The 14648-nt window shown below is 56.7% G+C and carries 11 protein-coding genes; 5 read left to right on the forward strand and 6 right to left on the reverse strand.

The window, feature by feature from the left end; genetic code table 11:
* Positions 1-208 precede the first annotated feature (208 nt).
* Positions 209-1618 (forward strand): DUF1501 domain-containing protein, encoded by a 1410-nt coding sequence (locus tag EC9_RS02200; RefSeq protein ID WP_145341991.1) that lies wholly within the window; start codon positions 209-211, stop codon positions 1616-1618.
* Positions 1619-1776: 158 nt separating this feature from the next.
* Here the strand turns inward: EC9_RS02200 and EC9_RS02205 are convergent, their stop codons facing one another.
* The 3 genes from EC9_RS02205 to EC9_RS02215 all read right to left on the reverse strand — a co-directional run bounded on the left by EC9_RS02205 (position 1777) and on the right by EC9_RS02215 (position 4033).
* Positions 1777-1959 carry a hypothetical protein gene (locus tag EC9_RS02205; protein WP_145341993.1) on the reverse strand — a complete coding sequence of 61 codons (183 nt, stop codon included), beginning with the start codon at positions 1957-1959 and terminating at the stop codon, positions 1777-1779.
* A 34-nt stretch (positions 1960-1993) separates the two neighbouring features.
* Positions 1994-2878 (reverse strand): DUF1559 domain-containing protein, encoded by an 885-nt coding sequence (locus tag EC9_RS02210; protein WP_145341995.1) that lies wholly within the window; start codon positions 2876-2878, stop codon positions 1994-1996.
* 975 nt (positions 2879-3853) lie between these two features.
* Positions 3854-4033 carry a hypothetical protein gene (locus EC9_RS02215; RefSeq protein ID WP_145341997.1) on the reverse strand — a complete coding sequence of 60 codons (180 nt, stop codon included), beginning with the start codon at positions 4031-4033 and terminating at the stop codon, positions 3854-3856.
* A 193-nt stretch (positions 4034-4226) separates the two neighbouring features.
* Between EC9_RS02215 and EC9_RS02220 the strand changes: the two genes are divergently transcribed.
* The 3 genes from EC9_RS02220 to EC9_RS02230 all read left to right on the forward strand — a co-directional run bounded on the left by EC9_RS02220 (position 4227) and on the right by EC9_RS02230 (position 10434).
* Positions 4227-5798 (forward strand): efflux RND transporter periplasmic adaptor subunit, encoded by a 1572-nt coding sequence (locus EC9_RS02220; protein WP_145341999.1) that lies wholly within the window; start codon positions 4227-4229, stop codon positions 5796-5798.
* Positions 5799-5801: 3 nt separating this feature from the next.
* Positions 5802-8921 (forward strand): efflux RND transporter permease subunit, encoded by a 3120-nt coding sequence (locus EC9_RS02225; protein ID WP_145342001.1) that lies wholly within the window; start codon positions 5802-5804, stop codon positions 8919-8921.
* A gap of 508 nt (positions 8922-9429) precedes the next feature.
* A complete protein-coding gene (locus EC9_RS02230) occupies positions 9430-10434 on the forward strand; it encodes a potassium channel family protein (RefSeq protein WP_145342003.1) in 1005 nt (334 codons plus the stop codon).
* A gap of 46 nt (positions 10435-10480) precedes the next feature.
* Here the strand turns inward: EC9_RS02230 and EC9_RS02235 are convergent, their stop codons facing one another.
* On the reverse strand, positions 10481-10711 hold the full coding sequence (locus EC9_RS02235) for a hypothetical protein (protein WP_145342005.1): 231 nt from the start codon (positions 10709-10711) through the stop codon (positions 10481-10483).
* A 340-nt stretch (positions 10712-11051) separates the two neighbouring features.
* Here EC9_RS02235 and EC9_RS02240 point away from each other — a divergent pair, with 340 nt between their 5' ends.
* Complete coding sequence (locus EC9_RS02240) at positions 11052-11726, forward strand: response regulator (RefSeq protein WP_218934525.1); 675 nt, start codon at positions 11052-11054, stop codon at positions 11724-11726.
* 28 nt (positions 11727-11754) lie between these two features.
* On the opposite strand, the gene EC9_RS02245 is transcribed toward EC9_RS02240, so the two are convergent.
* Both EC9_RS02245 and EC9_RS02250 read right to left on the reverse strand, forming a co-directional pair.
* Entirely contained in the window at positions 11755-13011 is a 1257-nt protein-coding gene (locus EC9_RS02245; protein WP_145342009.1) for an alpha/beta hydrolase, read from the reverse strand.
* Positions 13012-13064: 53 nt separating this feature from the next.
* Positions 13065-14618 (reverse strand): hypothetical protein, encoded by a 1554-nt coding sequence (locus EC9_RS02250; protein ID WP_145342011.1) that lies wholly within the window; start codon positions 14616-14618, stop codon positions 13065-13067.
* Positions 14619-14648 lie beyond the last annotated feature (30 nt).

Below are 14648 nucleotides of genomic sequence, written 5' to 3' on the forward strand. Positions count from 1 at the left end.
TGGTCGCAGCGCACCGGCGTGGTGATCTGCGACCACCTTCGGGGTCGATCGGGCGATTGGCGTATTAACCGTAAGTGTCGCTACGCTTACTTACGGCTAATTGCTTGAATCCCTGCCGGGATATTTATGGTTCTTTAACAAGATCCACTATGGGCCGTGGCTAATCGTTAACTCGGCTTCCTGTTTACTATTTAATGCGAGCGAATCGATGAACGTGAATCCTCTTCTCAACGACTCACGACGATCCTTCCTGTATCAACTGGGAGCTTCGCTCGGTTCGGTCGCACTGACGAATCTATTGGCCAGCGAAGCGGCTGCGGCCGCGGGACCGTTGTCGCCCAAGCCGCCGATGGTGCCGGCCAAAGCGAAAAACGTGATCATGTTGTTCATGGAGGGGGGCCCCGGGCACATGGACACCTTTGATCCCAAGCCGGAATTGACGCGGCTGCATAAAAAGGAATCGAAGCTGAAGGCGGGGCAGGAAGCGGGTTTCAAGTTCTTCGTCGGCAGCCCGTTTGGATTTCAGAAGGTCGGGCAATCGGGGATCGAGATGTGCGACCAGTGGAAGCATCTGGCCGATCCTTACGTGGCGGATGAGTTATGCAATTACCGCGGTTGCCAAGCCGAATCGCTCAACCATCCCGAGGCGTTGTTCCACATGAACACCGGCAGTCGGTTGGGAGGCGATCCGGGGCTGGGAGCTTGGGCGACGTACGGTTTGGGGTCGGAGAACGAGAACCTGCCGGGCTACGTCGTGATGACCGAGTTGGCGTTGCCGCAGGGGGGCGCGGGGAACTGGACCAATGGATTTTTGCCTCCTTATTACCAGGGAACGCGGTTGCGTCCGACCGGTTCGCCGATCTTGGATCTTGCTTCGCAAGAGTTCAAATCGCGAGAGCATCAACGCCGTGCGCTCGACGAACTGGCGCAACTGAATCAATCGCATCTCGAATCCTTGGGAGCGGAGGATCAGCGTTTGCGGGCGCGGATGGAGAGCTACGAATTGGCGTTTCGGATGCAGACCGAAGTGCCGGGCGTGATCGATCTGTCGAAAGAGACTCAGCAGACGCTGGACATGTACGGACTGAACGCTCCGGAGACCGAGACGTTTGGCCGGCAGTGTCTGATGGCTCGGCGGTTGGTCGAAAGTGGCGTCCGTTTTGTGCAGATCTTCAGCGGCGGCTGGGACAGCCACGATTACTTGGAACGTGGGCACACCTCGCGGATCAAGAGCGTCGATCAACCGATGGCAGCGTTGATCCGGGATCTGAAGCAACGCGGAATGTTAGAGGACACGTTGATCATCTGGACGGGCGAGTTTGGTCGCACGCCCGACAACAACAAACGTGGCGGCGTCTATTCGCTGGGCCGCGGGCACAACAACAACGCGATGACGATGCTGATGGCTGGCGGCGGAGTTAAGCGAGGTGCGGTCGTCGGCGCGACCGACGAACTGGGGGCATCCGCTGTCGAATGTGTGCATCCGATCCGCGATCTGCACGTCACGCTGATGCATCTGCTGGGGCTCGACGACAATAAACTGACCTATCTGCACGCAGGTCGCTATAAACAGCTGAGCCAATTCGGCGGCGAAGTGATCAAAGAACTGATCGCCTAGAATTTGCTGGAGTCGGAGGCTTTAGCCGATAGAGTCCCCGAGCCGGAGCCCAGGACTTCAGCCCAAAAACGCTCGCAGCGAGTGACACAAACGGGCCACTCGCTGCTTGGGATGCCAATCACACCGCTTCGCAGCGGGATTGCTCAGGTTATCGCTTGCTACTTCTTCTTCGCGGCCTTGGCTTCTTCGGCCATCTGTTGTTGATAGGCCATCTCTTCGTTGACCACCTGTTGCTCGAAAGCTTCGATTTCGGTGGCGTCGGTGATGGTGGGCTGTTCGTTGCTGCATCCCAAGGTTGGGAGAGTGATCAGCAGCACCAGGGCGGCATTTCGATAGTTCATGTTAGTGACCTCTTTGGGGAGGGGATTTTGGGGGCTAGTTGAAGACGTCTTCGTCGAGAACTTCACCGTCGCGAATGGTGCAGAAGTTCTGAAAGTTGACGGCGTCGACGGTGTAAGGAATCATCACGACCGAACCATCGGCGCGAACGCCTTGGACACCGCCGGGGTGCGAACCGCCGAAGCGATTGGACCAGTGAGTCGATTGGGTGCTGTCGGGATGGTCGTTGTCGGGTTCGGGCAAGAAGTTGCCGTAGCGGACGATGTCTTGGTCCCAGCCAGCGTTGGCCCAAACTTCGTTGTCTCCGCCAGCGGTACCGAAGGTCGACCAGTGGACCTGCTTTTCAGCGACCAGCAGGCAGTTGGAGGTACCGTCTTTGATGTCATCCAGGCGACGTGTTTGGTCCGGCTTGAGGTTGGTTGTGCCCGTGGGTAACGGTAGGGTTTTCCATTGGCGAACGAAAGGTCCTTGCCAGGTTTGGGTTGTGATGCCGCCGTTGCCTGCGTAATCGGCGCGAAAGGTTCCGTTCCAAAGTTGAGCGGTGCGGCGGGAAGGGCAGGCGTAGGATGGGATCAGCGAAGAGTAGACGTCGGCGTTGGTGGTCAATTCATGGACGTTGTTTTGTTCGATGAAGGGAGTCAATTGGTACAACCAGCTCCAACCTTCGCGAACGGTCGAACTGCAGCATGTGGCAAACGGTCCATCGGATCCGCCGGTCGGTAGGTGGCCAAACGTGTCGTGGAAGTTGTGGGTGGCGAGGCCAATTTGTTTCAGGTTGTTGCTGCATTGCATGCGGCGGGCAGCTTCGCGAGCGGCTTGGACGGCTGGCAACAACAGCCCAACGAGGATGCCGATGATGGCGATCACAACAAGTAGTTCCACGAGGGTGAAGCCGCGGCGTTTTTTTCTAGGATGTCGCATGGTGAGGCCTTTTTGAAGTGAAGGTGAAGATGACAAACGAGTCGCCCTGAGAATGGGGGGGGGGCAGGTTGCTTGTGTGACTGGAAATATTGTTTTGTGACAGTCAGTAAATTGCGGCAGCAGGATAACCCCATGCTTCGACGGTTAGGAAGGCTTCGTCTAGGCGATCAAACCCAAATTCATCGGCTCTTCATAGATGTCACTCGGATCGCATCTCCAAGTGAATTTGTCGCGAATTTTGTGCGTCCGAAGCGTGAACTTGTCTGGTTGGTTAGGCGTGTTTATGAGGCCAAGGCGAGGGGGGGGCAACGGTTTTCGCTTGAGATCGCTTGCCGAGGATAGGGGACGGCGTGGCCGAGCCGAGGTGGCAAGGGATCGTTCGGACGTGTTCCATGTCGTTCATTGGCACCGCGAAGGGGAGGCAGGCGGAATGTGGAACGCGCGCCCTGAATCGTCGCTGCGGATGTAGGGGACGCGACGAATGAGATGGTCATGCCGTTTTGGAATTCAACGTTACCGAGCACTTGCCCTCCCCAAGATCGTGGCAAGTGCGCTATTTCTTGACAACTTGTTCGGTGAGATTTACAGTGGATCGAGCTAAAGGGCAGCGGATGTCCAGCCTTCCCCTGCGAGCCTGGTCGAAGTCGTTTGCTTTCCAAAACGATGAGTTAACACGCTCGGACTTTTAAATTCGTTGATGAATTCCATCCTTCCCCCGACGAACTATCGCATCTGCCTCCAGCTTTGCTTGCTGGTGTCGTCGTTGTGGGTTGGACCGACCCCGGTCGTCCATTCGCATGCTAGTGCGATCGATTCGAGGATGGGGGATGTTGAATTAATCCAGCATTTGCAGCGTCATCACTGCGATGGCTTCAGCCAAAACAGCGGTTGTGAATGGCATCTGCATTGGTTGATGCGAGGGGCTGGTTACGCGGGGCTCAACGGCGAAGCGTCGGTGGTCCAATCGCTACCTTGCTATTCGGTGTCATCCAACGCTCCGGTCGATTTGTCCCTGGGAAAACTGCTGGCGGTGAATCCTGTCGACTCGTTTTGTGGTCGAGCCGACTTCGAGGTCGACAAGACCTTGTCGGGCTTCAATTGGTTGAGCGGCCAGGCTTTGAGCCGCATTTCTTTGCCGACGTGCTCGTCGGTCATGCGCTGCTAACCGTCTCGGATCCTCCGAGTCGCTACTGCTTTCAGCTGCGCTGAATCGTGGAACGCATGTTGACGCCGAATCGCTCGCGTCACCAAGGGTTTGATCACGTCGGTTGCTTCTCGATATCGGATTTCCGTGTCATCAGCTCGCCCGCTGCTACCCTCTGCCATCCTGCCAACTGTGAGTCATTCCATGAACCCCACCGAAACTTCCCAACGGCCCGTGGACAAACCGAAGATATCCACGCGCGGAATCGTGCTGGCCGCTGTCGGCCTCGCCATCTTCGTTGCCGTTACGGCGACGCTTATCAACCGTCGCAGCGATTCAAGCAACCATGACATCGAGACGGAACGGACCGATTCGAGTTCGATCCAGTTGGCGAACTTTCAAGCCGACGGCGCGCCGTCGACTGACGCAACCGGCGCGGAGACGGCCGAGGGGACGGAGTTGTTGGAACTGCCCGAGTCGCGATGGGAGGTGTCGGGGATTCAGTTGCAACCCGTGCAGCGTGGGGCTTTTGAGACGACCGTGCGGTTGACCGGAAAAGTGTCGCTGAATCAAGATCGCGTTGCCCACATCTATCCGATGGTCGAAGGGATTGTCGAATCTGTTTCCGTTGGCTTGGGACAGCAGGTCAAGGCGGGGCAGTTGTTGGCAACGATCCACAGTCGCGAGATCGGCGAAGCCAAGCTGAAGCTGTTTCAGTCCCGTCTGAAGTTGGAAATGGCCACCGCGAAGCATGCGATGCAGACGGAAATCTCGAACAACGTGAGGGATCTGGTCAAGGCGTTGCGAGACAAAATGCCCATCGAACAAATCGAAGTGGCATTCCGCAGTCGTCCGATGGGTGAGTTTCGCGAACGCTTGCTAACCGCTTATTCCAGCTACACCAAGTCGCAGGCGGATGTCTCGCGGTTGCAAGGGATAGCCAATTCGGGAGCCGTGTCGGGCAAGACGCTGCTGAACGCCGAAGCGAATCGAAACGCCGACCAGGCAACTTTTCAGTCGCGGTTGGAAGAGGTGGAGCACGGGCTGCGGATGTCGACGTTGTTGTCGTCACAATTGCTCAAGGAGACCGAAACACAAGCCGCCGTTGCGGAGACGACGCTGCATATCTTGGGAGTCCGCGATGAAGAGCTCAAGAAAATTGATCCCGCCGAGCAGGGAGAAGGCATTTCTCACTATTTGCTGCGAGCGCCGTTCGATGGAACGGTGCTGACCAAAGACGTGGTGCTCAGCGAACAGGTGCGTCCGGATGTGATGTTGTTGAGCATTGCCGACCTGTCGACGGTCTGGATTTTGACCGATTTGTATCAGGAGCACATTCCGTTGCTGGCGTCGTTGGCGGGGCAGACGATTCATCTGCACAGCGAATCTTGGCCCGACCAGACTTTCGAAGCCGAAGTGTTCTTCGCTGGCGAAACGATGGATGAATCGACGCGGACGATCAGCATGCGCGCGATCGCCGACAATGCGGAACATCTTTTAAAACCGGGGATGTTTGTCACCGTCGATCTGTCGGCGGTCACGCAACAGGATGTGCTGCAGGTTCCTTTGCCGGCGATCCAAGAACACGAAGGGCAGAAATTCGTCTTCATTCACCGCGGCGAGGCCCAGTTCGAACGACGCAATGTCCGCGTGGGGACGGCCAACGAGACATCGATCACGATCAAGCAGGGTTTGGAACCTGAGGAATCGGTCGTCGTGCAAGGTGGCTTCATCCTGAAGTCGCAGATGTTGGCTGATCTGATGGGAGAAGAATAAGCGATGTTAAATTCCATCATTGATGCTTCGTTGAATAACCGCTTTATCGTCATGCTGTTGTCGTTGGTCATCCTGGGGATGGGGGCGTTCGCAGCGATGACGATCCCGTTGGACGCGGTTCCCGATCTCACCAACGTGCAGGTCCAAGTGCTAACGAATTCGCCTGCCCTGGGGCCGGTGGAGGTTGAACAATTCATCACGTTCCCGGTCGAGAACGCGATGAGTGGTATCCCGCGGATCACCGAGATTCGTTCGATCAGCCGATTCGGATTGTCCGCCGTTACGGTCGCCTTTGAAGATGGGACCGACATTTATTGGGCTCGGAATCTGATCAACGAACGCTTGCTGCAGGCGCGCGAAAACATACCGCCGGGGATGGGGACGCCTTCGCTGGGCCCGATCGCGACGGGGATGAGCGAGATCTACCAATTCGAAGTTCGTGCCGATCCGGGCAGCGAACAGAGCCTGTCGGATCTGCGAACGATCCTCGATTGGCAGATTGCGTTTCAGCTGCGCAGCGTTCCGGGGGTGATCGAGGTGAATACGTTTGGCGGCGAGCTGAAAACTTATGAGGTGCAAATCGATCCCGACAAGCTGAAGAACTATGGCGTTTCGTTGAGCGACGTGTTCACCGCCTTGGAGGAGAACAACGGCAACTCGGGAGGCGGCTACATCGCGCACGATGCGGAGCAGCGTCTGATCCGTGGCGAGGGATTGATTCAATCGCTGGACGATATCCGTTTGATCGTGTTGGACAGTCGCGATGGCGTGCCGATCCGGATCTCCGACGTTGCCAGAGTGGATTTCGCGCCGATGTTGCGTCAAGGTGCGGTCACGCGCGACGGCGACCGCGAAGCTGTCATCGGAATGGTGATGATGTTGATGGGAGGTAATTCGCGCCAAGTGGTTGCCGATGTCAAGGAAAAGATCGCGGAGATCAAAAAGACACTTCCGCCGGGGGTGACGATCGATACGTTTTACGACCGCACCGAATTGGTCGCCAAGACGATCCATACCGTCGCGGAGAACATCGGTGTGGGCGTGTTCCTGGTGATCATGATGCTGTTCATTCTGCTGGGCGATGTCCGCGCGGGATTGATCGTCGCCGCTGCGATTCCGTTGTCGGCAATGTGCGCGTTGATCGCCATGCGATACGTCGGCGTTTCGGCAAACCTGATGAGTCTTGGTGCAGTCGACTTTGGCGTGATCGTCGACGGGGCGGTGGTAATGATTGAAAACTGCGTCCGCCGGGCGATGCAGTACCAAAAGAAACATGGTGGCGATCGCGTGCCCGAAAGCGTGTTTCGCGAATCGGCGAAAGAGGTCGCCAAGCCGATTTTGTTTGCTGGCATCATCGTGATCATCGTGTTCATTCCAATCCTCAGTCTGCAGGGGATGGAAGGGAAGATGTTCCGGCCGATGGCGTTCACTTTTATGACTGCACTCTCGGCGGCGTTGGTCTTGTCGGTAACGGTGATGCCCGTTCTGGCATCGCTGTTTTTGGCTCGCCGCGTGAAGGCAGGGGAGACGTTTTTGGTTCGCTGGATCAAACAGGCGTACCAACCGATGCTGGCGTTTGCGATGCGAAGGCCTGCGTTGATGATGGGGGGATCGGTGGTCGCGTTTGCGATCAGCGTGGTTTTGGCGTCGGGGTTCGGCGTCGAATTTGTGCCCAAGTTGGACGAAGGGGACATCGCGATTCAAGCGACTCGTTTGCCGAGCGTTTCGTTAGAGACCTCGATCGAAATGACCAAGGCGATCGAACGCTGCTTGTTGAAGTTCCCGCAAGTCGAGACGGTGGTTTCCAAAACAGGACGACCGGAAATTGCTAACGATCCAATGGGTGTTTACCAAACCGACCTGTTTATTCGCTTGCGGACCGATCCGCACGAGGGAGATTCGCTGCCCAAGCCGCAATTGATCGAAGCGATGCAAAAGGCGTTGGAGGTAGAGGTGCCCGGAAACGCCTTCAGCTTCACGCAACCGATTGAATTGCGTGTGCAAGAGTTGGTGGCGGGCGTTCGTTCGGACATCGGCCTAAGTTTGTATGGCGATGATTTGGATGTTTTGAAAGCCAAGGGAGATGAGATCGTCAAGGCGCTCAATCAGGTGCCGGGTTCGGCGGACGTCGCGGCTCAGCAGATTGCTGGGTTGTCGTATATGCGAGTGAAGCTGCGACGCGATGCGTTGGCGCGGTATGGGATCAATGGACGGGACGTCCTGGATGCGATTGCCACGGTCGGCGGAATGCAGGTCGGACAGGTCTTTGAAGGACAGCGGCGGTTTCCATTGCAGGTGCGGTTACAGCCCGAGTGGCGCGTCAATACCGAACGCTTGGCCGAGTTGAGGATCGATGACCCCAGCGGGAAACCGATTCCGCTTGCTCAATTGGCCGAGATCATCATGGAAGATGGACCGGTGGAAATCAGTCGCGATGCGATCCGTCGGCGTTTGCTGGTGCAGTGCAACGTTCGCGGCCGCGACTTGGCCGGCTTCGTTGCCGAAGCCCAAGCGGTGGTGGATCGGGAGGTCAAACTGCCCAGCGGCTATATGCTGCGTTGGGGCGGCCAGTTCGAGAACTTGCAGCAAGCGAGCAAGCGGTTGGCGATCGCCGTGCCGGTGGCGTTGTTCTTGATCTTCTCGCTGCTGTACATGACGTTCAATTCAACCAAGTTGGCACTGCTGATCTATTTGAACGTGCCGATCGCGGCGACCGGCGGCATCCTGGCGTTATGGTTGCGGGACATGCCGTTTTCGATCTCGGCCGGCGTCGGCTTTATCGCGTTGTTTGGAATCGCGGTGATGAATGGCGTGGTCTTGATCGAACATATTCGGCATCTGCGACACAGTGGAGACTCGCAGCGCGACGCCGTCGTCCATGGAGCGATGGACCGGTTGAGACCTGTGTTGATGACAGCATCCTGCGGCGCGCTGGGGTTCATTCCGATGGCAATCTCCGCCAGTTCGGGTGCCGAGGTCCAGCGGCCGCTGGCAACAGTGGTCATTGGCGGATTGATCACCTCCACCATGTTGACCTTGTTGGTGCTGCCAACGATCTATCGATGGTTCGAGCCAAAAGAACAGGGTGATGAATCGAGGAGCAGCGAATTGTCTCCCGAGTGACCTGGGAGAGAGTGTCTTGGCGGGGGGCGATCCAGCGATGTTGGATCGGCAGTTTGGTTGCGAGTGCCTTCGATAACAAAACTGTGGGCGAAAGCCTCCGCCCGCCATTTTTCGCTTTGCCCGCGATTGGGTCGCAATTGTTGCGGTCTTCCAGCAAAGAAGGAGAGGATGCGGGGCGTCGCTATAGAACAACGATGGCAAGTGTCCGAAGCGGGGGATTCGATGTTGATTCCCTGCCCTAATCAATTTTGATTAGAAATGGACTTCGGTCCGGGGCCGGGCAGTGTGTTCCCGCGAATCAGTTCGCGGGAACCAACGGAATGCGAAACGTGCCATGCACCCATGCGGCCGCGTGAACAGAGTCACAAGCCCGCCTTTCGAACGCGTTTGGTGTCGAAGGCCGTGATCTAGGTTGCTTTCGAGTTGCCGTGTCATATTGGTTGAATCGCTGTAAACTGTTAGCAACTTCCATGGATTGCCAACGCCTCTCTCCCACTTTGCCGACCCGATGAAATCACCACTCGCGCGAATTCGATACGGTGCGATCATTCTGGTGTCGATCGTGTGGGGGGCCGTGATCGGGTTCCGGTTTTTGGGTGACTACGACTGGATCGGAGCAATCTGGATGGTTGTGATCACGATCTCGACTGTCGGTTACGGCGAACATAGCAGCATGGAGCCGGAGCTGAAGTTGTTCACCGTGCTTGTGATCTTGTTGGGTATGTCGGCCGCGGTTTACACCTTTGGTGGCTTGTTTCAGTTGATGTTGGCTGGGGAATTGGAACGTGCAATTGGGCGACAACGCATGACAAAAGATCTGAACAGAATGAGTGACCACATTATCGTTTGTGGCTACGGACGGATGGGGCAGAACTTGGCGAGCGAGTTGGCGAGTCAGGGAGAGACGTTGGTCGTGATCGACTTGGATCCCGATGTGATCCAAGAAAACAGTTCGGCCGAGATGGTCTGTTGGCAGGGGGACGCTACCGAAGAGGCAACGTTGGAAGCGGTTGGCATCGCGCGAGCGAAGACGCTTGTGATCTCGTTGCCCAACGATGCCGAGAGCGTCTTTATCACGCTGACCGCTCGGAATCTGAATCCTGATTTGCAGATCATCGCGCGTGCGGAGAAACAGAGCACGGGGAAGAAGTTGCGGCAGGCGGGAGCTACCAAAGTTGTGATGCCAACGGTCGTGGGAGCGCGGCAGATGGCTCGCTTGATCACGCGTCCATCGACCGCTGATCTGATGGAGCGTGTCTCCGAAACCGCGTTCGTCGAATTGGAACTCGACGAACTGTTGATTGCGGAAGAATGTCCTCTCGTTGGGATGACTGTTGGGCAGACCGATGCGCATCGACTGCACAAGCTGCTGGTCATCGCGATCAAGAAATCGGACGAGAGCTTGATCTTTAATCCCGACGCAGGATACGTCTTTCAGTCGCACGACATCATCATGATTATGGGGCACGGCGAGGATATCGCCAGGTTTCGAGAGACGTTCCGGATTTGCTAATCCGCTCGCTCGGCGGTGTCTCTATCGACGCGTCTGAAGCCTAAGCTCACGGTTTTGCGCACCAGCGTTCACTGGCTGTCTGCCGCACGATATTTGTGCCGCCGGTCAGAGTCTGCGCGGTTTTTATCCGCCGCGCGGCCAGATTTTGTTCAGTCGCCATTCGACGGATCTGGAGCGTCTCGCGATGATAAATGCTTGCCCTAGGCGGTTTGGAGAGGCTGTTTGCTGTTTCGGCTTCATCTGGTGCGACGGAGCGGTGGGAAGCGGCCTGATGCATCGCGATCCTGTCGAGCGAAAATTTTCAAAGTTGATTTCAATGCGATATGCAGGGATTTGCTTGTTCTGTGGCCTTTCTTGCCGCAAGGTCTCCGGCGTTTGGCAGCGATTGGTACGGCGGCTGCACTGCGGGTCGCAAGCACAATGCCTGTTGGGGATACCTGCCGCGCTTCGCATTGCTGTTCGTCGGCAGGGGGATGGCTGTGGCGCGATCTGGCGAAGTGGCGTCGGGAGCCGTGACGGTCAGTCGCCTTCGGGAACTTTGGATCGTCATTGCCAGCTCGGGCGGATTTGTCCGGTTCATTTCCTATCCAATTCATATCAGCATCGAGGACTATGCAATGACCGCCGCACCATTCAACGTGTTGGTCGTCGACGACGAACCGGGGATTCGCATCGGGTTAGCCAGAGGACTGTTTGGGGAAGCCGACTTGGTCGCTACGGCGGCGGATGCCAACGAGGCGCTGGAACTGTTTGGCAAAGAAACGTTTCACTTTGTGATCATCGATTTCAATTTGAGGTCCGGCCTTTCGGGGCTCGAACTGTTGCAGCAATTTCATAAGTTGCAGCCCGGTGCCGACGCGATCGTGATCACTGCTTATGGATCGGTCGATGTTGCGGTGCAGGCGATGCGAGCTGGCGCGTTGGACTTCGTTCCCAAACCATTGGATTTGAACGATGTGCGACAGCGGGTGCGGAGCGCTCGCATGAAACATCGATTGGAATCGGAAAGCAATCGGGTGCCGAAGGCTCCGGGCGATGGGCCTCCAAACGAAGTCGACGGCGATGTTGGCGAGCAGCTTCCGTCGCCAAGTCTGCTGCAAGCTTCGCGTGGTTTGTCCGCCGCGTCGGGGCCGTTGCCTAATTCGCTCGCCGAAGCGGTTCAGGAGTGTGAGCGGATGACGATTAATCGGGCGTTACAGGCCTGTGGTCGCCACCGCGAGAAGACAGCCAAGGCGCTGAAGATCAGCGTCAGGACATTGCACTACAAAATGGGACGCTACTCGCTGCATTGAGTTGGCCCGACGCGCTTCATGCTGCCAATTACTCTTCGTCTGTCAGCGCAATCGGAACGCGGCAGCTGAACGTCGCCGCGGGATCGCCGCGATCGACGATCGAACTCCACAGCGACGCGATCGTTCGTTTTGCAGGTCCCGAGAAAATTGTGCGGCCTTCGTAGATGACCTCGGTCGGTGAATTCAAGTCGACGAAATCGTCGCGCAGCAGAAGTGCAAATCGGTCGACGTCGGATGCTTCGATCGTGAAGGTGTTACCGTTTCGCGACGCGATGATTTTGCTGCCCTGTTTGGCAGTGCCGTCGGGAACGGCCAGCCAGTAGAACCGTCGATGCAGAACATCGTCTTGCAACCAAACCACTCTCTGTGGCAACACGTTTCGAGTGAATTGCATCATCCACTTCATCCCCGAAACATCTTGGCGGTCCATCCAGTGCCCTTTTTCGGCATGGATTTCAACCCAATGGCGATAGCCCTCTGGATCGTTTTCACGCAGCGTCGCCAGTTCCCGTTTCCATCTCGCCGCATGTTCGTTCCGCTGATACGCCGCGTCACGCTCGCCCATGTGTAACGTGAATGGCAGGTTTCGCAGCCCCAGTGGGTTCGTTTCGTTGGGGTGCCCGGCCATCATCGCAGCCGCGGCGAACTGGTCGGCCATTCGCGGTGCGAGTTGGTAGACGCCGTCGCCGCCGGCCGAATAACCGGTGAGGTAGACGCGGTCGGGATTCACGTTTTCCAGCAGCACCATGTTCTCGATCAAACGCGTGAACAATGGATCGATATGCGGCAGGTGCCACATGTTCCAGGCATCGGTGGACGCTCGGGGAGCGACGTAGATCCCTTGCTCCAGAGTGTACAAACCGATCTGGTTTTGCCACTGTTGATCGTTCACGCGAGCCGTCGTTCCACCGCCGCCGTGCATCGAGATCACGAGGCTGTATCCGCCGGCGGGCGGTTCTCCATAACGGCGTTTCCGATATTTCATCGATATGCCGTCGACCTGAACGACATTCGCAGCGTGTTCTTTGGTTCGCTCGGGGCGAATTTGATTCCGATAGGCGGACCACAGGCTTCGTTCCGCCGCGACACATTGTTGCCGTGTCAGCGGCGTGGTGGCGAAGTCTTGCGATGTGAGTTCAACCAACGCGTTTGCGTCAGATCTCAAGTAGTCATCGAGTTGACGAATGACCGGCAGTTCGTCCGCTGGTGGTTCGGACGACCAGCTGCTGCCCGCCTGGAACATCAGCAGGCCAGCCACAGCTAGGATCGCCGTCAAGTTTTTCATTCGCCACATCGATGTCATCTCCCAGGATGGGCTCGGCGAGTGCGGGGGCCGCTTTAGAATTCGATCTGGTACTTCTCGGTCATCTTGCGGCGGATTTCCGTGGTCGATATTGCGATCTCTTGCATGATGTTGTTAGCCGACGCATACCCTTTGCTTGTCTCTTGTTGCTGGATCTGAGCAAGCTGTTCTCCATCCTGACGGAGCGACGCGCGGGGATTGTATTGGTAGCGGTAGGCATAGGCGCCACCAACACCGCCGCCGTAGGGGCCGTAATGTGCCTCCGCGCCCGCCGCGTACTTGTAGTTGTAAATTTGTGCGTCGGGCATGTTCATCATGCGTGATGCCGTTTTCACACCAGCCGACCGCATCGCGTTTTGCGAATTCCGCAGCGCACCGGAAACCTGAGTCGCAAAGGTCACCATCGCGGGATCGACGTGTAGGATCGGCAACGCATCGATCTTCGCTGCGTATTTCGCATACCAGATCGCTTCCAAACCAGGTGTTGTCGTTTGGTGTTGCTGATCTTCGTGCTTCAGATCGTTGATCAAAAGGTTGATCGATTTGAAGTACTGCTGCGTCGCATGTGCCATCAGTTTTGGGTCTGGCTTTTTCGAATCGGTCGACGTGGAAGCTGACGAGTTCGGCAGTGGTTTAAAGCCCGGAGGCATGTCGAACAGGCTGAAGACACGCTGGATTCCGCTCGACTGCAGACTTCCTTTAAGCAACATCTCCTTGGAGCCCACCTGGACTTGCCAGTCCTTGAATTCGTTGATCATCAGGCCGTGGCTGCCCAGCGTTTCCAGGATCAACGCTTTGGCAAAGTCCTTGCTGGCCGAGATGTCTTCGTCGAAATCAATTTTCAGGCCACCTGTGACATGGTCGCTGATCTCGATGCCCAGAGTCACTCCGCGAACGCTCGATAACGCTTTGGCAAGTTGATCCAGGTCGGCCTTCTTGCCTTGAAGCGATTTCGTTTGCGTCAATTGGTGACGGATGAACTGCGGCGAAAGTAAGTTCTTCAGATCCATTGCCAAGATGATCGGCACGTCTTTCTTGTCTGCGAAGGCTTCCGCTTCGAGCAGGTAGGGCGTCAAGGGTTTGCGATCGGACATCGAAAATACGTCGTCGATCCATGCGGCCACTTGTTGCCGATCGGCTGGGTACATCACACCGGCGATCGACTTGCCAAACTTGACCACGTAGGTATTGTTGGGAAGGACGGCCGCGTCTTGCCGGCTGATCGTGTCGACGTTGCCGCCGTGGCGCTCGGTGACCGTCAACATATCCGGCTCTTCGCTAAGATCCATGACCGATGCCTGCCATCGCGGATGCATCAGTTCGATGTCCATTTGAGACGCGATCGCCAAGTGCAACGCTTGGGGCGGTACCATGATCAGGCCCGCGGCAAATTTGGCCTGTTCGTTCTCGTTCCACTTCTGTTGGGTTGCCAATGGGCTCGCCATGATCTGTTCCATATTGAACAGCACCAGCGTATTGGCCTTGTTGGGAAGATGGCGGACCAAGTTCTCAAACTGAGCATGGCTGACGGGGAGATGGATCAATGAGATCGCAGTGACCATCAGTGACGCGAGTAGAAAGTTTTTCATCGCAGGTTGCTCGTTGGATTGAAGTCAGAA

Origin of the sequence: Rosistilla ulvae, from assembly GCF_007741475.1 — a bacterium.
GTDB classification, from domain to species: domain Bacteria; phylum Planctomycetota; class Planctomycetia; order Pirellulales; family Pirellulaceae; genus Rosistilla; species Rosistilla ulvae.

Bases quoted from the DNA above. Each gene is read 5' to 3' on its own strand.
- EC9_RS02200 (WP_145341991.1), top strand. From the start codon at position 209: ATGAACGTGAATCCTCTTCTCAACGACTCACGACGATCCTTCCTGTAT.
- EC9_RS02205 (WP_145341993.1), bottom strand. From the start codon at position 1,959: ATGAACTATCGAAATGCCGCCCTGGTGCTGCTGATCACTCTCCCAACC.
- EC9_RS02210 (WP_145341995.1), bottom strand. From the start codon at position 2,878: ATGCGACATCCTAGAAAAAAACGCCGCGGCTTCACCCTCGTGGAACTA.
- EC9_RS02215 (WP_145341997.1), bottom strand. From the start codon at position 4,033: ATGACCGACGAGCACGTCGGCAAAGAAATGCGGCTCAAAGCCTGGCCG.
- EC9_RS02220 (WP_145341999.1), top strand. From the start codon at position 4,227: ATGAACCCCACCGAAACTTCCCAACGGCCCGTGGACAAACCGAAGATA.
- EC9_RS02225 (WP_145342001.1), top strand. From the start codon at position 5,802: ATGTTAAATTCCATCATTGATGCTTCGTTGAATAACCGCTTTATCGTC.
- EC9_RS02230 (WP_145342003.1), top strand. From the start codon at position 9,430: ATGAAATCACCACTCGCGCGAATTCGATACGGTGCGATCATTCTGGTG.
- EC9_RS02235 (WP_145342005.1), bottom strand. From the start codon at position 10,711: ATGCATCAGGCCGCTTCCCACCGCTCCGTCGCACCAGATGAAGCCGAA.
- EC9_RS02240 (WP_218934525.1), top strand. From the start codon at position 11,052: ATGACCGCCGCACCATTCAACGTGTTGGTCGTCGACGACGAACCGGGG.
- EC9_RS02245 (WP_145342009.1), bottom strand. From the start codon at position 13,011: ATGAAAAACTTGACGGCGATCCTAGCTGTGGCTGGCCTGCTGATGTTC.
- EC9_RS02250 (WP_145342011.1), bottom strand. From the start codon at position 14,618: ATGAAAAACTTTCTACTCGCGTCACTGATGGTCACTGCGATCTCATTG.